Source organism: Corynebacterium sp. Marseille-P3884 (assembly GCF_017942225.1).
In the GTDB taxonomy this organism is placed as follows: Bacteria; Actinomycetota; Actinomycetes; order Mycobacteriales; family Mycobacteriaceae; genus Corynebacterium.
In genome coordinates, this window is the sequence record NZ_JAGKSD010000015.1 from 1 (window position 1) to 19,903 (window position 19,903).

Genomic DNA, 19,903 nt, shown 5'->3' on the forward strand with positions numbered 1-19,903 from the left:
GAGGTCGTGCGCGGCGTTGTGGCCGAGCCACGCGCGCGCTGAATGCGCACGGGTGCCGCGCGCGGTGACGGTGACGCGGATACTGCCCTGGCAACCAGCTTCGATGATCGCGCCGGACGGTTCGCCGAGCAGCGCCAGCGAGCCCTGGAGAAGCTCCGGCTCGTCGCGTTCAAGATGCGCGAGACCGTTGTACTTAGCGGCGACTTCTTCCGCTTCGTAGCAGATGAGCGTGAGGTCAAACTGCAGGTCGGCAGAGTTGCACAGCATCGCGAAAGCGTGGAGGTAGCACGCCATTCCGGACTTCATGTCGACGGCACCGCAGCCCCACAAGATGTCGCCTTCGACGTGGTGGGGCACGTTATCGGCGATGGGCACGGTGTCGATGTGCCCAGCGAGAACGATCCGTTCGCCAAGATCGCGGTTGGTGCGCGCGACGACGGTGTTGCCGCGGCGGGTCACCTCCACGCCGTCCAAGGTCTCGAGCGCGGCCTGGATCGCGTCGGCGATCGCCTTCTCCTCGTGGGAGGGCGACGGGATGTCGACCAGCGCTTTGGTGAGCTCGACAGGGTCAGCAAAAAGGTCCAGATTCACGGGGGCGATACTACCTGCCGGGTAAGCACGTACCATACAGCCATGCCCCAAGGAGCTCGCGCCACAGGAATCGCACATATCGCCGCCAACGGCACCGTCCTCGACAGCTGGTACCCCACCGTCGAGCTTATCGACGACATCTCCCACTCCCTCACCCGCCGCGTCAGCGCCAACGAGCTCTCGCCTCGGCTGCTCAACCTGATCGGCATGGACCGCGACCGCCACGTGGAAGTGGTGCCGGTGCGCACCGAGATCGCGGACCTGTCTGCGCCGGCTATCGACGCGCACGACGTCTACCTGCGTCTCCACTTGCTGTCGCACCGGAAGGTGAAGCCGCTGGAGATCAACATGACGGACGCGCTTGAGCACCTCGTCCCCGTGGCGTGGACGAATAAAGGTCCGTGCCTGCCCGACGACTTCGAGTACGTGCGCACCAACCTGCGCGCCCGGGGAACCATTCATGTCTACGGCATCGAGCGTCTGCCGCGCATGGTCGATTATGTCGTTCCCACCGGGGTGTCCATCGCGGAAGCCGAACGCGTCCGCCTCGGCGCGTATCTCAGCCCCGGGACAAGCGTATTCCGGGAAGGATCCGTGTCGTACAACGCCGGAACCCTCGGCCCGGCGCAGGTGGAAGGGCGCGTGCTGTCCTCGTGCGTCATCGGGGCGGGCTCGGACCTCGGGTTGTCGTCCTTCGTCATGACGGAACGCACCAATGGACACAACCGCTCTCCCCTGCGCATCGGCGAGAACTGCATCATCCGGCCGTCGGCAGGGCTCATCGACTTGAACATGGGCGACCGCTGCGAACTCGGATCCGGCATCATTTTGGAGCCCGACACCATTGTCTACGACACGCGCAATCCGCACGAGAAGACCTACGTCCCCGCTCACACGATCACTGAACAGTCGGACTGGACGATCATTAACGAACCTCACAGCGCTACTCCGGTGGTGAGGGAGAGGTCGCGGTAGAGGCCGGGCGTCGATAAGCGTGCTCTTTTTGCTTGAGCCTGCATTTAATTCACCCCGAATTATTGGCACGCGCCCATGGTTCCTACACTTGACTCATGTCGAACACCCTCAATAGCGGCTTGCAAACCCGCCACCTGACCATGATGGGACTGGGCTCCGCCATCGGCGCCGGACTCTTCCTCGGAACCGGCGTGGGCATTCAAGCCGCCGGACCGGCCGTCATCATCGCCTATGTGATTGCCGGCGCCGTCACCGTCTGCATCATGACGATGCTCGCAGAAATGGTGGCGTCGCGACCGTCCTCCGGAAGCTTCGCCACATACGCTGACCAGGCATTCGGCGCCTGGGCCGGCTTCTCCGTCGGCTGGTCCTATTGGATCATGCAGGTGCTCATCATCGGCGTGGAGATCACCGGCGCCTCCGCCATCATCTCCGGCTGGTTCGACATCGCGCCGTGGATCCCCGCGCTGATCGCCGTCGTATTCTTCGCCGCGATCAACCTCGCCGCCGTGCGCGGCTTCGGCGAATTCGAATTCTGGTTCGCCCTGATCAAAGTGGCTGCGATCGTCATTTTCTTGGTCGTCGGCGTGCTCATGGTCTTCGGCCTCTTCCCCGGCATGGACGCCGTGGGCACCAGCAATATCGACCACGTCGGCTTCATGCCCAACGGCATCGGCGGCATCGCCACCGCCATGCTCGCCGTCGCCTTCGCATTCGGCGGCATCGAGCTCGTGACTATCGCCGCAGCCGAATCCGAGAACCCCACCGCCGCCGTCAGCGCGGCGATCCGCTCCGCGATTTGGCGCATCGCCGTGTTCTACATCGGCTCCGTGGTGCTGATCATCCTGCTGCTGCCCTACGAACAGATCGCCGGCGCCGATTCCCCCGCCGAGTCCCCGTTCACCCTCGTGCTCGAGCGCGCGAATGTCTCCGGTGCCGCCACCATCATGGAAGTCGTCATCGCGCTCGCCCTGTTGTCCGCGTGCAACGCGCAGCTCTACGGCAACTCCCGTTTGCTGTACTCGATGGCGCGCGGCGGCGAGGCACCCTCCTACTTCGCTCAGACGAACGCATCGGGCGTGCCTGTCCGCGCGGTGATCGTCTCCATCATCTTCGGCTTCATCTCCGTCGCGATGCAGTGGTGGAACCCGCCGGGGCTTTTGACCTTCCTTCTCAACGCCGTCGGCGGCATCCTGATCTCGATCTGGGCGATGGTGATCCTGTCGTACATCCGCCTGCACCCCAAGCTCGTCGCATCCGGCGAAATCACGAATGTGCGCATGTGGGGCTACCCGTGGTTGCCGTGGATCACGTTCGCCACGCTGGGCGGATTCATCCTGCTCATGCTTTTCGACGCTGGCGGCCGCACCGAGCTCATCTCCGCCCTCGTCGTCGTCGGCGCGATCGTCGTGACCAGCCTCATCGTTCACCGCGGCAAGGCGTCCGAGCCGGCGCACATGGTGTAGCTGGCGCGACGCCGCCGCCGCGCGTGAAACCCAACACGCCGCCTGAAGATCTTCTAAGCTATGCAGCGCTAGCGCTTTTGCGCGGGCCGTGCATACGCAGACACCGTAAGAGAAAGACTGATTACTACTATGACCACCGCATTCGCACGAGGCTTGGCCACTGTCACCCACGATGGAACTGTCCTGGATGTCTGGTATCCGGCCCCGAAGCTCGGTGAGTCCGTCTCTTCCACCGGCACGACCCGCTTGGAGGAAACCCCGCAGCAGTTCGTCAATCTCGCCGGCCCCGACGAGGACCGTGGAGTCGCACGCGTGCCTGTGGCGACGTCCATCTCCGACATCTCCGCCGCGCCTGTTGACGCTTACGATGCGTACCTGCGCCTCCACCTTCTCTCCCACCGCCTGGTCAAGCCGCACGAGGCGAACCTCGACGGCCTCTTCGGCCTGCTCGCCAACGTCGTGTGGACCAACTACGGCCCGTGCGCCGTTTCCGATTTCCAGGTCGTCCGCAGCCGTCTGTCGGCGCGCGGCCCGGTAGTCGTATTCTCCGTGGATAAATTCCCGCGCATGGTCGACTACGTCGTTCCCACCGGTGTCCGCATCGGCGACGCCGACCGCGTGCGTCTCGGCGCACACCTCGCTGAGGGCACCACGGTCATGCACGAAGGCTTCGTGAACTTCAACGCCGGCACGCTGGGCGCCTCCATGGTCGAGGGCCGCATCTCCGCCGGCGTCGTCGTCGGCGACGGCACCGATATCGGCGGCGGCGCGTCCATCATGGGCACGCTGTCCGGCGGCGGCAAGGAGACCATCAAGATCGGCGAGCGCTGCCTGCTCGGCGCCAACGCGGGCATTGGTATTTCGCTTGGCGACGACTGCACCGTCGAAGCCGGCCTCTACGTCACCGCCGGCACTAAGGTCACCCTGTCCGCTGAGATCGCGCAGTCTGTCGGACGCTCTGAAGGCGACTCTGTAAAGGCCGTCGAGCTCTCCGGTGCCAACGGCATTCTCTTCCGCCGCAACTCCGTCACCGGTGCTGTCGAGGCCGTCAAGGCCAAGGGCGTGGAGCTCAACGCGGAGCTGCACAACAACTAACGCACTCGATGCTGTGGATTTCGCTGGCACTCCACAACGATCTTCGCACCAAAAGGCCAGGTCGCGAACGGTAGGTTGCGATCAAGAATTTAGTGCACAACCGGTGTTGAGGTGTTCAAGCTGAATAAATGCAGGCAGGAAACCAGTAACGGGATGGTACCCAGCCGCCGTGACCCACGCTGAAACGTCAGTTATTTGGTTAGCATCGATAACCTCGCACGTGACATGTGGACCGATAGAGTTTTCGGCAAAAACCGCATTCACTGCGAGGGACAATTCCTGATAGACGGCCACTCTGTCTGCGTATTCAGACTCGAACGCGACCGCCACCCTAATCTGATGCCTCCCACTGGCAGAGGTTGTTCTAGCATGAGCGACCCCGATCCACGACAGGCCTTTAGTGCAACAATGGCGCAGAGCTCTGCGAACGGCGGCGAGCGCGAGTGCCTGATTTGTGGCAGCTATTGATCGTGCCCCTAACGCACGGGGCCATAAAACGGGGAGTTCCAGCGACGTGGCCTGTGGGCGTACAGCGTTCGGAGAGGATGCGCTGACGCCGGCCTCTTTCGGCGGATCGGACCACAGTAGCTCAATCGGGAAGTCCGTAAAGGAATCGATGCCCAGGTCCCCGAGAACATCACACACGTCATGTGCCACAGTGCCGAGTGGTGCCTGTGCATCGACCTCAACTGTCAACAGTGGTTGATGAATGGAACCTTCTACAGCGGAGATGCTATTGGCACGCACGCTAAGCACGGAACACGAACTTGCGGTGCTGCCGGACGCGAGCCCCCAAGTGTTGAGAGATTCCCAGATCAGCGCCGATGTTACAGCTGCGGCGAGACAATCAGGATCAGCCATCGCCTTTTCCTGTTGTAACTTAGAAACAAGTTCCGAGGACGCGAGATAGCCACCGCGGTGAATTGCACGATCGACGATGCTTGTTCCTGGGATGAAGCTGCGTACCCGGATGATGCCGCTATCTGGGAGCCGACGAATACTTAGCGAAGTCCGTTGGGGAGGTTCTGTCAGTGCGTCATCACCCAACACCTGCGTCAAGGATTGGACAGGGAGAAGATCAGTGCTGAGCGGGATCCGGTACAGAATGATTGGCGTTTCTTCAGCATCCGGTTCATGGACGGTGCTGGGGAATGTCTGGTGGAAAATGATGTTGTGGAATACCGACCCACAATGAACACCACTTCCACATGCGCTAGCGAAGGCCTGTGCCCGGCCAAGGATGTGCCTCAACACTGATTCTGTGAAAAGAGGATCATCTTCTTGAACGTGCAGGGCGATCACCGGAGCGGTGGTTGCAGAGTCATCATTGACTTTGAACGCCACGCTATAGGCGAGGCGGCCACAACCGAGAACTTCCTGGGTGTTTAGAGAATCCGAACAAAGATCCTTTACGTACTTCCGAGTAAGTTCCCGTACTACCTCGCCCGTGAAGTATTCACGAACAGCAAGAGCTAGCAGCCCTAATGACTCGGCCATACTCCAGGCAGGAATATGTTCTGAAAGAGCCGATCCTATTGCGGAGTTGCTGAGGCGCTGAGCTGCAGCTAATGCTGCCTTCGGACTGTAGTCGGGGCGGCGATCCCTGAAGGAGTAGGTTTTGCTCTCGCACGCGCTATCGCTGACATCCAGGATGGCGAAGTCATGGTCGATGTCCTCATAATGCGTTAAACAGAGCTGCTGGTGGTACACATAATCCAGCACAGATTCATCACTAGGAGCTCCGGCTAGCAACCACTGGATATGTGTGTACTCACGCTCAATGTCCTCGAATGCTGTGGCGCGTCCCCCGGCGCTCTGGATCAAGATTCTTCCGGGAGAATCCCCCGGAAGAACAGCCAACGCCTGGCAGTTTCGCGAGATGGCTAAACCACTGGTCCATGCTGCAATTCCAATCCAGCGCACATAGTCAATGGACGTGGTCATTTTCGCCAGTTTAACCTTTTGGTTTTGCTGTCTCCCCTACGCCGCTGTGCTACTTCGCGCGGCCTTGGGTTTCCGGAATGTCCAGAGCTTGTTGATGATGAAGTTCACGGGCATCGCGATCAGCGTCGAGATCGCCTGCGCCCAATACGACTTGGTGCGCAGACCGCTGGAACCGTCGAAGACGTGGTCGGGCAGTCCGACGGGCGTCGTCGGGTTCATGAGCAGCGTCATGCACGTCAAGGACACCACGAAGGCGACAAGCCCCGTGGCAAGGAACGGGAAGAAGCCGCGCAGCCACGACCTTTTGACCATCCCGCCGAAAGTCCAGCTGCGGTTGAGCTGGTAGTTCCAGGTGTTGGCAAGTAGGAAGGCCAATGAGGACAGGAAGTGGTACCAGCGCACATTCCAGCGGGTAGAACCGATCTGGGTGATGATGTCGTCTGCTTCCAACCCGAAGCCGTGAAGTAGAGCCTTCGACGCGAGGTAGAACACCACGAAGTTGACCAGCACGCCGGAACCGCCGACGATGCCGAATTTGATGAATTCGCGGGCACCGTTCAGCACGCGCAAGGCGGTGCTGCCGCTCTTCTGCTGCGCAGGTGGCGCCGAGCGGGCGACATCGGACGTCGCGCCTTCAGCTATATCGTGTTGGGTCACCCCAGCCGCCTTCCTTCCTGCGGTACTGTTCTAAGTCTTTAAACTTGTGACAGTGTAGTCCCGCGAGGGCGACGAAATGAAAACGTTATGAGCTGCGCTACTGCGTGATACGGCGCGCGGCTGCGTCGATCTTCTTGTCGGGAGCGGTCAGCGCGATGCGCACATGGGATGCGCCGGCCGGGCCGTAGAAGTCGCCGGGGGCACCGAGAATTCCGCGGTCGGCGAACCAGTCGAGCGCCTGGCGGGAGTCCATTCCGTCGCGGCGCACCCACAGGTACAGGCCGGCATCCGAATGGTCGACGGTGAAACCGGCATCAGGCAGCGCCTTGAGCAGCTCGAGGCGGCGCGAGGCGTAGACGGAGCGTTGCATTTCCTCGTGCAGGTCGCTCTCCAGCGCCGCGACCATCGCGTGCTGGATCGGCCCGGGAACGATCAGGCCGGCGTGCTTGCGCACCTCGAGGAGCTCCTGGACGAGAGCTTCGTCGCCGGAGATCATGCCGCAGCGGTATGACGCCAGATTCGACGTCTTAGACAGGGAGTGCAACGCCAAAAGGCCGGTGTTATCGCCGTCGGTGACGGACGGGTGCAGCACGGAGACGGGCTCAACAGCCCACCCAAGATAGAGGTAGCACTCGTCGGAGGCGATGATCGCGCCGGTTTCGCGCGCGAAGGCGACCCAGGAGCGCAGCAGCTCAACGGAAGCCACAGCGCCAGTCGGGTTCGACGGGGAGTTGAGGAAAATCAGGGCGGCATCGCGAGGGGCTTGCGCCGGATCGTCGCAACGCACGACATTGCAGCCAGCCATGAGTGCGCTGACTTCGTAGGTGGGGTACGCGACTTCCGGGATGACGACGGTCTGGCCGCGCAGGCCGAGCAACGTCGGCAGCCACGCGATGGCTTCTTTGAGCCCGATGGTCGGCAACACAGCGCGCTCGTTCAGTCCGGTGATGCCGAAGCGGCGCTCCAACGCCGAGACGATCGCGGCGCGCAAGGCAGGCGTGCCCATCGTCTGCGGGTAGCCGGGCGCGGCGGAATTCTCCGCGAGCGCGAGCTGGATCGCGGGCGGGACGTCGTCGACGGGCCCGCCGACGGACAGGTCGATCAGCCCGTCCGGGTGCGACGCGGCTTTAGCTTTGACGTCGGCGATGGTGTCCCACGGGAAATCGGGCAGGACCTGGCTGAGCGGGCGGCGCGTCCCCATGTCCCCTACTCCTGGTTCATGGGTGGCAGCGCGGCCACGAACGGGTGGTCGAAGTCGTACGGGCCTTCAGCGGCGGCGCCGCCCGGAGAGCCAATCTTGTCGAAGAAGGCGACGTTAGCGTCGTAGTAGTCGTTCCACTCGTCCGGCAGGTCGTCTTCGTAGAAGATGGCCTCGACGGGGCATGCGGGCTCGCAGGCGCCGCAGTCGACGCACTCGTCGGGGTGGATGTAGAGCATGCGCTTGCCCTCGTAGATGCAGTCGACGGGGCATTCTTCGACGCAGGCGCGGTCCAGAATGTCCACGCACGGCTCAGCGATGATGTAGGTCATGGGCTCCTGTCACTCCTTATGACGAAAATTCTCACATCAGTATGTCACTTCCGCGCCGCGATGGGCCACACGGTCCCGGCACACGCGGCGGCGAGCAGGATAACGCAACGAATCTTATATTCGGCGATGATCGCGGCGGTCACCTCGGGCCCGACGGCGAGCAGCAGGAACCCGCATATCCACGCCAAAAGCGGAATGAGGGCGCCGAGCACGCGGCCGCGTGTCCACAGCAGCGCCGTGCGCGTGAACACCGCCCCAAGACCAGCTGCGGCGAGAATCGAGGGAACACCGTAGAGCGAGCTTATCGACGCCACCTCAACCAGCCCCGATCCCATCGCCCCCACCGACAGCCACATGAGTCCGGAGCGGGCTTCCGCCGGTGAGAAGTCGGTCCGCGTGATGGGACGGCGGGGTGAACCGGGAGCAGGCATTAGAAGTCGAGGCCGCTTGCGATATCGGCCCCGTGGTCCAGGGGCAATCCTGCGCCGAGGAGGTAGTGCTCGCGGCGGATGATGGGCTGCGCGATGAGGTTGGACAGCGCGTAGGTGGTCACCGGGCCACGCGCGATGGCGGGGTGGGGGTTGGTGAGGGAAATGGAGCCGTCGGCAAGCCAAATCTGCGTTGCGTGCGCTTTCATGGCTTCGGCCTTGGCGGCGTAGACGATGTCGTCCATTTCGACCCAGGTGTCGGTGGTATCAACGGCGTCGAGTTCGCCCGGTGCCGGGTGCGTCCAACCGGCGGGAATGTCGTCGGCGAAATTGGCTTCGAGTTCTTCGCGCAGGCGTGCTGCCCAGAGGATGCGCGGGATATCGACCTGCCGGGCGGCCAGGTGCGTGATCTCGTGGGCGCGGATGTGGTCGGGGTGGCCGTAGCCGCCGTTGGCATCGTAGGTGAGCACGAGGTGCGGGGCCTCGTGACGGAAGATCTCCACGAGGTCGTTGACCGCGCGCTCGCCGGAATTGACGAAGGCGCGGGGGTTACGGCTCGCCGGCGAACCCGCCATGCCCGAATCCCGGTAACGCCCGGCCCCGCCGAGGAATTCGCCGCGCACACCGAGGATGGCTAGCGCACGGGAGAGCTCGTGAATGCGGAACCCGCCGAGCTGGTCCGCCTCGTCGTTGACCAGACCTTGGTAGGTCTCCCCGATCACTTCGCCCTCTTCCCCGAGCGTGCACGTGACCACGAGGACATCGGCGCCACGGCACGCGAGATCCGCTAGTGCGCCGCCGGTCGAGATCGACTCGTCGTCGGGATGCGCGTGCACTGCGACGACGCGCAATCCCACCAGGTCGCGAGAGCGGCGGTCACTGCTCATGTTCGGGTTCGGGTTCGCGTTGTTCATCGTCGGCTCGGTCATCCTTTCTGTTGTCGTCGCGGTCATCATCCTCGGCTGCGGGCTCGGCCACCTTCCACTGGGCAGCGCCGGCGACGCCGTGGTCCCAGTCGTCGAGGGCGGGCGCGGGGCCGGTGATCCCGCGGCCGAGGGCCATGATGCGGCGTTCGGACAGCACAGGCACCCAGACAGCTTCACGACGAAGCGTGTCAGTAACAGCGCCGCGCACCTCGGAGTCGGGAATGCGACCGGACAAGATGTTGTCGGACATGGCGCGTGTGGAAGGCAGGCAAAGCCCGCTCAAGTTGCCGGAGACGAAGTCGGTCCCCTCGTCCGGGCACTGGATCTTGCTGGCCCACACGGCCGCTCCGCCATCGAGAGACCAGCCGACGACGGCATCGACGGTTCCTTCGCGCAGGCGTTGAGCGGTGTCGGTGGCATCGGCTGCGACAGTTTCAGCTTCAATGCCAGCGCGCACGAGCAGATCGGCTACGGCGCGGGCGGCGGGCATGGCTTGGTCATCGCGCGGGTCGGCGGCGATGCGGATGGGACCAGATTCAGCCGCGGCAGCGCGCAGCGCGTCCGGCTCATGGCCGAGGGGCAAAGTCGGGTCGGCGGCAGCCAGGTCGCGGGAACGGGAGGCGGCGATGCGGGCGATGAGGGGGACGTCGATAAGCGATGCGAACTCGCGGCGTACCTCTTTTGTGCCGAGAACCGGCGAGTTGACGGACATGGTGACTCCGAGTTCGCGCGGGCCTTCGACGAGGCGAAGCTGCGCGTCGGGGATCAGCGAGTAGGCGTCCCACGACGTCTCCCCCGGCACGTGGTCGACGAATGCGAGCTGGCCGGAGCGCAGGCGGTCGGCGGTGAGGTCCGTTGACCGGACGAAATTGAGCGTGAGCAAGTCGATGCTAGCTGGGTACGGCGCCCAGAAGCGGTCATTGCGTTTCAGGGCGATGACGCCAGCGCCGCGGTCGACCTTGTCCACCATGTAGCGCCCGGCGGAAGCGGGAATCGTCTCGGCGAGCGCCGTGGCGAAATCATCCGCGCGTGAGTCGAGCAGGTGCGACGGGAGGAGATAGTTGAACAGCTCGGGCCATGCCTCAGTGGATTCGCTGAACACGACGTCGACGGTCTTGCCGCCGGTGCCGCTGACGCGCACGTCTTCAATGGCGCGGTAGCCGGCGGGGTCGACGGTGCCAGGCGTGGTGGTCATGCCGCGCCAAAGGTAGACAAAGTCGGCGCCGGTAATCGGACTGCCATCGGACCATTGCGCGGCGGGGGCGATCACGTAGCGCACGGTCATCGCCGAGGTGGCTTCTTCGCCTTCTTCGCTGTCTTCGTCTTCTTCCAGCACTTCCGCTGATTCGAGGAGGTCGCTGTTGAGCTCGCCGTCGCTAAAAGCGCTGGGCAATGTGAGCTCAGCGAGGTCGCGGACGGTGGAATTCTCGTCGGCGACCAGGTGCGGGTTCAGGCCATTGCGGAGCGGCTCGACACCCGCGGCGGCCTTGGTGCGCGCGGCGGGCTGGGCTGTGGTCGTGGTTGTCTCCGACGTTTCGGACTCCTCCACAATCGGTGGTGGGCCCGGCTGCGCCGCGCACGACGACAACACCCCCAGCGCGAGAACAGGGGCGAGAATTCTCGCCGCCGTGGTCCTGCAACTGGGGGTGCGCATGAGCACTCATGCTACTGCATGGCGCGTGCGATTCGTCTACTCGCTGCTACTTGTTCATCTGCTTTGCGCGGGAGCGGGCGCGGCCGCGCTCGGTGGCGTTCAGGATGACCTTGCGCACGCGCATCACCTCAGGGGTGACCTCGACGCACTCGTCGTCGTCGCAGAATTCGATGGCTTCGTCGAGGGACAGGGCCTTCGCCTTGGCGAGAGTGACCGTGGTGTCCGCGGACGCGGCACGCATATTGGTCAGCTTCTTCTCCTTGGTGATGTTGATGTCCATGTCCTCGTCGCGGCTATTCGCGCCGACGACCATGCCCTCGTAGGTCTCCGCGCCAGGCTCGACGAAGAATTCACCGCGGTCCGCGAGCTGCATGAGGGCGTAGGAGGTGACCTGGCCGGAGCGGTCGGCGACGAGGGAGCCGGTCGGGCGACCCTTGATCTCGCCGGCCCACGGACGGTGCTCGATGGAGTACGAGTTGGCGATACCTGCGCCACGGGTCTCCGTCAGGAAAGTCGTGCGGAAGCCGATGAGGCCGCGGGACGGCACGTCGAATTCCATGCGGACCCAATCGCCGGAGCCAGCGTTACCCATGGCAGTCATCTGGCCCTTGCGGTTGGCCATCAGCTGGGTGACAGCACCCTGGTGCTCGGCCGGGGTGTCGATGACCATGTGGTCGTACGGCTCGTAGGTCTTGCCGTCGATCTCCTTGGTGACAACCTGCGGCTTGCCCACGGTGAGCTCGAAGCCCTCGCGACGCATCGTCTCGATCAAGACAGTCAAGGCCATCTCACCGCGGCCCTGGACCTCCCACGCGTCGGGGCGGTCCGTCGGCAGCACCTTGATGGAGACGTTACCGATGAGCTCCTGGTCCAGACGAGCCTTGACCAAGCGGGCGGTGAGCTTGTCGCCGCCGCCGCGGCCAGCCATCGGAGAGGTGTTCACGCCGATGGTCATGGAGATGGCCGGGTCGTCGATCTTGATGCGCGGGCGCGGCTCGACATGCTCCGGGTTGCAGAGGGTGTCGCCGATCATGATCTCGTCGATGCCGGAAACTGCGGCGATGTCGCCGGCGACGACCTCGCCTTCGGCAGGCACACGCTCAAGTCCCTTAGTAACGAGGAGCTCGGCGATCTTGACGTTCTTGACGTGCTGCTCGCCGTCGGCGTCGTAGTGGACCCACGCGACATTGTCACCCTTCTTCACCGAGCCGCGGTAGACGCGGATCAGGGCGATACGGCCGAGGAAGGAAGAGGAGTCCAGGTTGGTGACCTGAGCCTGGAACGGAGCGTCGATATCCGCGGAGGGCTCGGGAAGAACGTCATAAATGACGTCGAACAGCGGCTGGAGATCCTCATTGTCCGGCAGCCCGCCGTTGCCCGGGTTATTGAAGGAAGCACGGCCTGCGCGGCCGGAGGCGTAGAGGACGGGCAGCTCGAGCAGGTTCTCGGCAGCTTCGGCAGCCTCGGGGTCTTCGAGGGAAGCACCGAGCTCGAGCAACAGGTCCTGGGCCTCGTCGACAACTTCGTCGATGCGCGCATCCGGACGGTCGGTCTTATTCACGCAGATGATGACCGGCTTCTTAGCCTCGAGGGCCTTGCCCAAAACGAAGCGGGTCTGCGGGAGGGGGCCTTCGGAGGCGTCGATCAGCAGGACGACGCCGTCGACCATGGACAGGCCGCGCTCGACCTCGCCACCGAAGTCCGCGTGGCCCGGAGTGTCAATGACGTTGATGACCAAGTCCCGGCCATCTTTGCCGGCACCGGCGCGACGGATGGAGGTGTTCTTGGCCAGAATGGTGATTCCGCGCTCGGACTCGAGGTCGCCGGAATCCATGACGCGGTCTGCAACCTCGCCGTGATCGCCGAACGCGCCGGACTGCTCCAGCATGCCGTTGACGAGAGTGGTCTTGCCATGATCGACGTGGGCGACGATGGCGACGTTACGGAACTCAGGGTGCGACACTTCTACGTCTGCTCCTTAGATAGGCGTACTGCACACGGCAGTTGAACGGTTAAACCCTACTCCCATAGGGCGCTACGTGCGATACCGAAAATACACGGCACCGAAAGACCCACAGCCAAGTCCACTTTTCAGCCTTGACAGCGGCGAAAAAACTTCAAATAGTGGGACTAATGTTGCAATTGTTGCAAACGTCACTAGAGTTACTGACGTTATTAATGTTCTAATGTTGTTTTCCTGCGACAAAGGATCAGTTCCTTGAAGATAGCAACAGCCGCCCACGCTCCTGCCCGCGTCCGCACTGCCGTCATCTCCGCCGCAACTGCCGCAGCGCTTACTGTCGGAGCCTTCGCCGTCCCCGCTTCCGCACAGGCGGCGCCCGCACCCGCCCAGGCTGCTTCTGCACTGTCCGCAGGTTCTTCTCTCGTGGATCATCTCGGCCGCCCCACCCCCCAGGTGCAGCGGGCTGTCAAGGACTTCGCGAACCGCCCCGGCGTGCCGCCCCAGGTCCGCGACGCATTGTTGAGCGCTCTCGCGTTCTTCGTTGGCGATGCTTCCGGCAACGGCGGCGGCCCCGGCCTGCCCGAAGGCGGCCCCGCGTTCCGCCAAGGCTTCTGGCCGACGGTGTCCCGCAACTGCATGGGCCCCGGCATGAACTCCACGGGCTCCCTCATCGCGGTCCCGGGACCGGCACACATTCCAGTGCCGGCTCCGAAGGCTGGGCAGGCCACATTCGTGTTCACTGCTTTGGGCACGAAACCTGCATCGCCCCAGCAAGGGGCCATGAACGTGCACTGGATCAACCTGGCTAACCTGCGCACCGGTGTAACGCCCCTTTTGAACAAGGGGATAAATAAGACAGGACCGGCAACGCTCTCCAACGTCGCCGACACGGGCTCCGGCCCAGTGCTGGCGGTGGTCTCCGGGGCAGTCAAAACAGACGGCCGCAGCTGCGGCTTCCCCCCGACGGCACTGAGCGTGACGGTGAAGTAGGTATCAACATGAAGCAGCACGGACAGCAGGTGAACGGAATGGCCACATCCGACACGGGCCACGCAGACGCTCTTGACGCTGAGCGCGCAGACGTTCCCGATCTGCACCCGGTCAAGCAGGAGACCTTCGACACCACCTCGAAGATCAACACTGACCCGAAGGGTTTCCTCCGCGAAGTGGACACATTCCGGGTCACGGACTTCGGCCTGTACATGGCGCGCGGTGCGAACCACCCGAAATTCGGCTACCTGGAAAGCTGGCTGCTGCCGCAGCTCAATCTCCGCGCGAATATCTTCCACTTCCGCGAGGGCGTGGACATGGAGCAGGACTTCTACTTCGATATCGCGGACATCGACGTCGAAGGCGAAGTGTGGCGTACACGCGACCTGTACGTGGATCTCGTCGCGGTGCAGGGAGAAGCGATCGACGTGCTCGATATCGACGAGCTCGCGGCGGCGACATCCGCAGGCTTCATCACCGCAGCAGAGGCAGAGAAGGCGATCGAGGCCACACTCAATGCTGTAGAGGGCATCACCCGCCACGATGACGACGCAATGGAGTGGCTCCGCGCGCTGGGCATCGAGTTGACCTGGGCCGACGAGGTCGAGCTCACCCCGGCAGCATCCTGATCCGGCGCAGCTACGCCGAGGTCAGTTCTTCGCGGGTGAATCGCGCGCGGCCACGGTCGGCGCGGGCGAATTCCACGACGATATCCTGGTCCTGCGCGAGGTGAATGAGACGCGTGGCCAACTCGCGTTCAGCATTCTCAACTGCGGTTTCAGCTCCCTCGACGCTGAGCATGAGTACGCCCTCCGTGCCGATCACGTCACACGTGGCAGCCCCGTTGCCGGGAGTTTCCAGAGTGCCGGCGGACGGGAAGGTGAACGTGCCTTTGGAGGTCTCGGGGTCCCACGCGACGTCGATAAGCTGCTCAAAATAGCTGGCCAACAGCTTGCCGTAACGTGCGGGGCGGTCGATCCGCACGCGCGCGGTCGAGGTGACGGTTTTGGGCATGGACCACACCCTACCCAAAATGCGCGCACACATTAGTATTTGTGTATCGTACCCCTCCCCGACAGAAAGGCACGCGCATGGCCGGCGGTCTCCTCGCATTGCTTGACGACGTCGCTCTCATCGCCAAAACCGCAGCCTCCAGTATGGACGATGTTGCGGGCATGACAGCGAAGACATCCACGAAAGCCGCCGGCGTTGTCATCGACGATGCCGCGGTGACCCCGCAGTACGTCACCGGCGTTACCCCCGCGCGCGAGCTTCCGATGATCTGGAAGATCACGAAGGGTTCGCTGCGCAACAAGCTGATCATCATCCTGCCGATCGCCCTCCTGCTCAATGCTTTCGCACCGTGGGCCCTGGTTCCGATCCTGATGGTTGGCGGCACCTACCTATGCTTCGAGGGCGCGGAAAAGATCGCCGACAAGCTCCTCCACGACGAGACCGAACAGCAGGATCAGGCGGTCAACCGCGACGAACAAGGCGAGGATGCCCTGGTCAAAAGCGCGGTGCGGACCGACCTGATCCTGTCTGCGGAGATCATGATCATCTCCCTCGACGAGGTCGCCGACCAGCCCTTGCTCATGGAATTCATGGTGCTCGTCGCCGTAGCGATTTTCATCACCATCGCCGTGTACGGCGCCGTCGCGCTGCTGGTCAAGGTAGACGACATCGGACTGGGCATGATTGAGCGCGACAACGCCCCCGGCATCGGACGCGCCCTGGTCAACGGCATGCCGATCGTGCTGAAGATCATCGGCATCGTCGGCACCGTGGCCATGCTGTGGGTCGGCGGCCACCTGATCATCCGCGGCCTCCACGAGGTCTTTGGCTGGCACTGGCCGCACGATGTCCTCGCCCAGCTTTCCGAGGCCGTTGGCGGCGGCGCCCTCGGCTGGCTCGTTGATACCGCTGGCTCCGCGCTCGTCGGTCTCCTGGTCGGCTTCGCGGTGCTTGGCGTCGTAGCGGGTGTGCGCAAAGTACTGCGCTAGAGTCGAGGTCCATGGAACCTCTGCCCCGCTACCCGCTCGCTCCGTTCGCCATCGGCGGCGGATCCGACCTCAGCGTGGGCAGCCTCATCGCGGCCACCCTGTTCACGTATGCCGGCACTCCCGATGCCAGCGATCCCCTGAACACCACAGTCGAGCTTGAGCCCGATCCGCTGACCGGCGCGTGGCGTGTGCGCTGGCCTGCCGCGCACGGCAGCATCATCGGCGATATCACCGCGCACGAGCGCGCGCCGTTCCACAGCGTCGGCACCCTCCACGAAGCCGGCTTGGTGCCTGCCGCGCAGGCCACGATCACCTTCGACCGGCTCACCGCCGCCCACCGCGTCGTTGTCCACCTCGCCCCACCGGCATTGTGCGTGCCCCGCAATAACCTGCTGCCCGGTGCGTTGCTGCTGCCTGGCACCGTTGCCGGCGAGTCCCCCGTGTACGTCCACGTCGCCGACGGTGAATTCACCGCCGCGGAAACCATGCTCATGTCGCCCGGCCAGTGGCTGGTCGGATTGCACCTGCACGGTCACACCGTCGTGGTCACCTGCGGCGGCCGCGTTCTTGGCACCCTCGATGCCCGCCAGTCCGGCCCCGTGCGCGAGAAACTCGCCGCCTTATTCGCCCAGAATGTCGACGTGAAAGCCCGCGCCTGGGCTGTCGACGGCTCCATCAGCGTCGATGTCACCCGCACCCCGGGCATTTTCCCCGTCCGCACCCTCCCACCGCTGCCGTTGCCCGCCGGTCCCGAGATAGATATTCCCGCCGCCGAGGTCTACGAATTCACCGACGGCTCGCTCGTGGTCACCGTAGATCTCTCCGCCGCCATCGACCCCGAGGATTGGGTCTACCCCCGCCCGGGTGCACGCACCGTCGACCCCGTCCACCCCGCGCAGCCCGCCGCACCGCGCTTCCCCGAAGAACCGCTGGTCCAGCCGGCTGCACCCGAAGCGGCGCACCACGCGGAATACCGGGAAGAGTCCGCGCAGGACGCGCCCACCCAGTACTTCCCTGCCTTCGTGGACTTCAACCCGTCGCACACCGACGACGGCGAAGCCGCGGCCAGCGAGACCTACCTCACCGAAGTGGAAAAGGTCCGCCTCCGCCGCGCGCGGCGGAATTCGCACGGTCCGAAGCACAGCCGGGACGACGTTGCGCCGCAGGAGTACACCGGCCGTCACCGGCGCGACGATTAGCCCGGGCTTTGCTAAAGTTCCGTTGCGGTTCAATCATTTTCCCTCCGTGTCTTGAAATGAGTCCGCAATGCGATCGTTCCGCCGTTCCATCTTGTCCATTGCCATCGTCGGCACCATTGCGGTTACTGCGGTTGCCCCAGCCCCCGCAACGGCGCAGAGCTCGCTGAGTTCGACGAGCTCCGGCAGCTCCAGCAGCTCCCGCAACCTGATCAGCGAGATGGGTGGCGCCCTGTCGGACTCGCCGAACCCCGATCCAGCTCCCAAGCCGAAGCCGAAACCAAAGCCGAAGCCGAAGCCGAATCCGAAAACCCGCACCGAACAGGGCCTTGTCGTGGAGATGCTCGGCGACCTGATGGGCAAGCACCAGCCCAACCTGGGGCTCGGGGCCGTTGACTTGGGCATTATGGTGCCGCTGATCAACGAGACATTCGCGGTCGTATTCGGCGACTCATTCACCGGCAAGTACTTCGGCGAAGGCAAGTGGCTCAGCCCAGTCGGTCTCGTGGCCAAGCGCGATGAGAACGGCCGAATCATCTTCACCCGCCCGCTTAACGACGGCAAGACCGCCGATCAGCTGATCAACTACAAACACTACGACAACCGCACCGTCATCCCGTCCGACGTGATCAACCTGGACGGCACGCTCTACATGCAGGGCATGTGGAATGAAGGCATCGGCAATGTGCGTGAGACCGAAATCTGGAAGTCCACGGACTACGGCGCGAACTGGACGTCTGTCGCGCAAACGACGTATCGCTACATGGATGGGCTTGGCAACCTGATCAGCTGGGAGAAGGGCCCCGACGGCTACATCTACGTCGTGTCCTCCGAATTCCTCCGCGACGACCCTGTCTACCTCTCCCGCTTCCGTGAAGAGCAGATCGCGGACCGCAAATCGTGGGAGATCTACGACCCCTCCACGGGCGAGTGGAGCAAGAAGCGGCGCACCCCGATCCTGTCCAAGAACGTCCAGGCCGGCGAGATGTCCCTGCGGATGGTCGAGGGCCACTGGGTGCTGGCAATGTTCAACGAGGAGACGGCATCTATCGAGGTGCGCATCTCGAAGACCATCGCCCGTGACTGGGATTCCATCGAACCCGCTCGCGTCGTCGTCGCCGGCTCGGGCGGGTGGCGTGCCGAGCAGAACGCGAGCAACTTCACTCAGCTCTACGGCGGCTACATTGTCCCAGGATCCACGCTCGCCAACATGGATCTCGTCGTCTCCCAGTGGAATACTTCGGATAACTCGCGGTACATGTCCACCCAGTTCAACGTGAAGGGCTTGGACAAGTTCTTCGGCATCTCTCCGGAGCAGCCGGAGAGCGCGGAATCCGCACCGCAGGGTACAGCGCGCGCCGCAGCGCAGACCGGCGACCAGAACGCCGTCGCAGTCAATGAGACCGCGGTGTCGCCGGAGGCCGTCAACCGTCTCAGCGACGAAGAGGCCATGGAAAAGGCCGCGGACAACCCGGCTGACACGCTGAACTAGCTCGGCGGCACCGCGCCGCCGGGGGGTTACGGCTCGTCGATGATCTCGGCGCCGGCCCCGTCAGCCGCGTCGTCGATAAGCTCCTCGTCCGTCGGCGTTGTCCCCGGATCGACCTCGGGGTCGTTGTCGCGCTCGTACTCGCGGACGATGCGCGCCGCCGTGTCCGCGATCTCCTTCATCGACTGGTAGAAACGCCCCATCTCGTTCCACACGCCGTCTTCGGAGAGCACCCCGTACTGGGCTTCGGGGAAGTCGCGGACGTCCTCGCGCCAGACGGATTCGTAGTAGGCAATGAGCTGCGCCATCGTCTCCCAGTCTTCGGCGAGGCGCTCTGGGATTTCTTCCCAGCGGTCATTCGCTTCGACGAAGTGCGCGAGACGCGCGTCGTTGGAAATTATTCGTTCCGGGATGTCGTCGGCCCCGGGGAAATCAGGCTCACCAGTGGTCATGGCCGTCACTGTACCCCGCTTCAGTCCCCTAAGCGGGGTTATCGACAAGGAACCGGCGCACGAAAATCCGCGTACGGTGGGAAGCGGTTGAACCCCACGGCAAGGAGGCCATTATGACTGCACAGAAGGGCAACGACCACGGCCCGAACCCCTACGTCGTCGATATTGAAAAGGCGACCGTCGACAACGAGGCTTTCCGCGACACCCTGTGGACCGGCAAGAATCTCCAGCTCACTGTCATGACCATTCCGGCAGGCGGCGAGATCGGCGCTGAGATCCACGACGGCCACGACCAGTTCCTCCGCCTCGAGGAGGGCGAGCTCCGCGCCCAGATCGGTACGAGCGAGACCGACCTCGAGATCGACCAGGTTGTCGGTGCGGACTGGGCTGCATTCGTCCCGGCCGGCAAGTGGCACAACTTCGTCAACGAGTCCGACGCACCCGCGAAGCTCTACTCCATCTACGCCCCGCCGGAGCACGAGCCGGGCACCCACCACGAGACCAAGGCGGACGCCGACGCCGAATAGACGCACGGCATCCACGC

20 protein-coding genes are annotated in these 19,903 nt (G+C 63.7%); 9 read left to right on the forward strand and 11 right to left on the reverse strand.

All coding sequences use genetic code 11. The features are described from left to right. Positions 1-627: M20/M25/M40 family metallo-hydrolase (locus tag J5Y21_RS09085; protein WP_210574762.1), on the reverse strand; the 627-nt coding region annotated here is incomplete at its 3' end. 6 nt (positions 628-633) lie between these two features. On the opposite strand from J5Y21_RS09085, the gene J5Y21_RS09090 reads away from it, so the two are divergent. The 3 genes from J5Y21_RS09090 to dapD all read left to right on the forward strand — a co-directional run bounded on the left by J5Y21_RS09090 (position 634) and on the right by dapD (position 4,127). After that, a complete protein-coding gene (locus J5Y21_RS09090) occupies positions 634-1,566 on the forward strand; it encodes a succinyltransferase (protein WP_210574764.1) in 933 nt (310 codons plus the stop codon). Positions 1,567-1,661: 95 nt separating this feature from the next. Beyond that, positions 1,662-3,032 carry an amino acid permease gene (locus tag J5Y21_RS09095; protein WP_210574766.1) on the forward strand — a complete coding sequence of 457 codons (1,371 nt, stop codon included), beginning with the start codon at positions 1,662-1,664 and terminating at the stop codon, positions 3,030-3,032. A 129-nt stretch (positions 3,033-3,161) separates the two neighbouring features. Beyond that, positions 3,162-4,127: a 2,3,4,5-tetrahydropyridine-2,6-dicarboxylate N-succinyltransferase gene (gene dapD / locus J5Y21_RS09100; protein ID WP_210574775.1), complete on the forward strand. Its 966-nt coding sequence runs from the start codon at positions 3,162-3,164 to the stop codon at positions 4,125-4,127. Between the two features lie 81 nt (positions 4,128-4,208). Here the strand turns inward: dapD and J5Y21_RS09105 are convergent, their stop codons facing one another. The 8 genes from J5Y21_RS09105 to typA all read right to left on the reverse strand — a co-directional run bounded on the left by J5Y21_RS09105 (position 4,209) and on the right by typA (position 13,229). Then, entirely contained in the window at positions 4,209-6,071 is a 1,863-nt protein-coding gene (locus J5Y21_RS09105; RefSeq protein ID WP_210574777.1) for a hypothetical protein, read from the reverse strand. Between the two features lie 36 nt (positions 6,072-6,107). Next, a complete protein-coding gene (locus J5Y21_RS09110) occupies positions 6,108-6,641 on the reverse strand; it encodes a GtrA family protein (RefSeq protein WP_246875130.1) in 534 nt (177 codons plus the stop codon). A 184-nt stretch (positions 6,642-6,825) separates the two neighbouring features. Next, positions 6,826-7,929, reverse strand: coding sequence for a succinyldiaminopimelate transaminase (gene dapC, locus J5Y21_RS09115; RefSeq protein ID WP_210574779.1), 1,104 nt, complete (start codon positions 7,927-7,929; stop codon positions 6,826-6,828). A 5-nt stretch (positions 7,930-7,934) separates the two neighbouring features. Continuing rightward, positions 7,935-8,258: a ferredoxin gene (gene fdxA / locus J5Y21_RS09120; RefSeq protein ID WP_210574781.1), complete on the reverse strand. Its 324-nt coding sequence runs from the start codon at positions 8,256-8,258 to the stop codon at positions 7,935-7,937. Positions 8,259-8,302: 44 nt separating this feature from the next. Continuing rightward, positions 8,303-8,689, reverse strand: a complete 387-nt coding sequence (locus J5Y21_RS09125; RefSeq protein WP_210574783.1) for a hypothetical protein — start codon at positions 8,687-8,689, stop codon at positions 8,303-8,305. Next, on the reverse strand, positions 8,689-9,573 hold the full coding sequence (gene mshB / locus J5Y21_RS09130; protein ID WP_210574880.1) for an N-acetyl-1-D-myo-inositol-2-amino-2-deoxy-alpha-D-glucopyranoside deacetylase: 885 nt from the start codon (positions 9,571-9,573) through the stop codon (positions 8,689-8,691). Before mshB ends, J5Y21_RS09125 begins: the two co-directional genes overlap by 1 nt. Next, complete coding sequence (locus tag J5Y21_RS09135) at positions 9,563-11,266, reverse strand: ABC transporter family substrate-binding protein (RefSeq protein WP_210574785.1); 1,704 nt, start codon at positions 11,264-11,266, stop codon at positions 9,563-9,565. Before J5Y21_RS09135 ends, mshB begins: the two co-directional genes overlap by 11 nt. Positions 11,267-11,312: 46 nt before the next feature. Next, entirely contained in the window at positions 11,313-13,229 is a 1,917-nt protein-coding gene (gene typA, locus J5Y21_RS09140) for a translational GTPase TypA (protein ID WP_210574792.1), read from the reverse strand. A 255-nt stretch (positions 13,230-13,484) separates the two neighbouring features. Here typA and J5Y21_RS09145 point away from each other — a divergent pair, with 255 nt between their 5' ends. Both J5Y21_RS09145 and J5Y21_RS09150 read left to right on the forward strand, forming a co-directional pair. After that, entirely contained in the window at positions 13,485-14,219 is a 735-nt protein-coding gene (locus J5Y21_RS09145; protein WP_246875122.1) for a hypothetical protein, read from the forward strand. Between the two features lie 38 nt (positions 14,220-14,257). Next, a complete protein-coding gene (locus tag J5Y21_RS09150; protein WP_210574894.1) occupies positions 14,258-14,848 on the forward strand; it encodes a DUF402 domain-containing protein in 591 nt (196 codons plus the stop codon). A gap of 10 nt (positions 14,849-14,858) precedes the next feature. Here the strand turns inward: J5Y21_RS09150 and J5Y21_RS09155 are convergent, their stop codons facing one another. Then, positions 14,859-15,233, reverse strand: coding sequence for a DUF2218 domain-containing protein (locus J5Y21_RS09155; protein ID WP_210574794.1), 375 nt, complete (start codon positions 15,231-15,233; stop codon positions 14,859-14,861). Positions 15,234-15,310: 77 nt separating this feature from the next. Between J5Y21_RS09155 and J5Y21_RS09160 the strand changes: the two genes are divergently transcribed. The 3 genes from J5Y21_RS09160 to J5Y21_RS09170 all read left to right on the forward strand — a co-directional run bounded on the left by J5Y21_RS09160 (position 15,311) and on the right by J5Y21_RS09170 (position 18,910). After that, complete coding sequence (locus tag J5Y21_RS09160; RefSeq protein ID WP_210574796.1) at positions 15,311-16,222, forward strand: DUF808 domain-containing protein; 912 nt, start codon at positions 15,311-15,313, stop codon at positions 16,220-16,222. Positions 16,223-16,233: 11 nt separating this feature from the next. After that, positions 16,234-17,421 carry a hypothetical protein gene (locus tag J5Y21_RS09165; protein WP_210574798.1) on the forward strand — a complete coding sequence of 396 codons (1,188 nt, stop codon included), beginning with the start codon at positions 16,234-16,236 and terminating at the stop codon, positions 17,419-17,421. Positions 17,422-17,488: 67 nt separating this feature from the next. Then, positions 17,489-18,910, forward strand: coding sequence for a DUF4185 domain-containing protein (locus J5Y21_RS09170; protein ID WP_210574800.1), 1,422 nt, complete (start codon positions 17,489-17,491; stop codon positions 18,908-18,910). Between the two features lie 26 nt (positions 18,911-18,936). Here J5Y21_RS09170 and J5Y21_RS09175 read toward each other — a convergent pair whose 3' ends face one another. Beyond that, positions 18,937-19,359: a DUF4298 domain-containing protein gene (locus J5Y21_RS09175; protein WP_210574802.1), complete on the reverse strand. Its 423-nt coding sequence runs from the start codon at positions 19,357-19,359 to the stop codon at positions 18,937-18,939. A gap of 113 nt (positions 19,360-19,472) precedes the next feature. On the opposite strand from J5Y21_RS09175, the gene J5Y21_RS09180 reads away from it, so the two are divergent. Further along, positions 19,473-19,886 (forward strand): cupin domain-containing protein, encoded by a 414-nt coding sequence (locus tag J5Y21_RS09180; RefSeq protein ID WP_210574808.1) that lies wholly within the window; start codon positions 19,473-19,475, stop codon positions 19,884-19,886. Positions 19,887-19,903: the final 17 nt, after the last annotated feature.

Excerpts from the sequence above, each read along its gene's own strand:
- J5Y21_RS09125 (WP_210574783.1), bottom strand. The coding sequence starts at position 8,689 with ATGCCTGCTCCCGGTTCACCCCGCCGTCCCATCACGCGGACCGACTTC.
- dapD (WP_210574775.1), top strand. The coding sequence starts at position 3,162 with ATGACCACCGCATTCGCACGAGGCTTGGCCACTGTCACCCACGATGGA.
- fdxA (WP_210574781.1), bottom strand. The coding sequence starts at position 8,258 with ATGACCTACATCATCGCTGAGCCGTGCGTGGACATTCTGGACCGCGCC.
- J5Y21_RS09155 (WP_210574794.1), bottom strand. The coding sequence starts at position 15,233 with ATGCCCAAAACCGTCACCTCGACCGCGCGCGTGCGGATCGACCGCCCC.
- J5Y21_RS09175 (WP_210574802.1), bottom strand. The coding sequence starts at position 19,359 with ATGACCACTGGTGAGCCTGATTTCCCCGGGGCCGACGACATCCCGGAA.
- J5Y21_RS09095 (WP_210574766.1), top strand. The coding sequence starts at position 1,662 with ATGTCGAACACCCTCAATAGCGGCTTGCAAACCCGCCACCTGACCATG.
- mshB (WP_210574880.1), bottom strand. The coding sequence starts at position 9,573 with ATGAGCAGTGACCGCCGCTCTCGCGACCTGGTGGGATTGCGCGTCGTC.
- J5Y21_RS09165 (WP_210574798.1), top strand. The coding sequence starts at position 16,234 with ATGGAACCTCTGCCCCGCTACCCGCTCGCTCCGTTCGCCATCGGCGGC.
- dapC (WP_210574779.1), bottom strand. The coding sequence starts at position 7,929 with ATGGGGACGCGCCGCCCGCTCAGCCAGGTCCTGCCCGATTTCCCGTGG.
- J5Y21_RS09170 (WP_210574800.1), top strand. The coding sequence starts at position 17,489 with ATGCGATCGTTCCGCCGTTCCATCTTGTCCATTGCCATCGTCGGCACC.
- J5Y21_RS09090 (WP_210574764.1), top strand. The coding sequence starts at position 634 with ATGCCCCAAGGAGCTCGCGCCACAGGAATCGCACATATCGCCGCCAAC.
- J5Y21_RS09150 (WP_210574894.1), top strand. The coding sequence starts at position 14,258 with ATGGCCACATCCGACACGGGCCACGCAGACGCTCTTGACGCTGAGCGC.
- J5Y21_RS09160 (WP_210574796.1), top strand. The coding sequence starts at position 15,311 with ATGGCCGGCGGTCTCCTCGCATTGCTTGACGACGTCGCTCTCATCGCC.
- J5Y21_RS09180 (WP_210574808.1), top strand. The coding sequence starts at position 19,473 with ATGACTGCACAGAAGGGCAACGACCACGGCCCGAACCCCTACGTCGTC.
- J5Y21_RS09135 (WP_210574785.1), bottom strand. The coding sequence starts at position 11,266 with ATGCGCACCCCCAGTTGCAGGACCACGGCGGCGAGAATTCTCGCCCCT.
- J5Y21_RS09105 (WP_210574777.1), bottom strand. The coding sequence starts at position 6,071 with ATGACCACGTCCATTGACTATGTGCGCTGGATTGGAATTGCAGCATGG.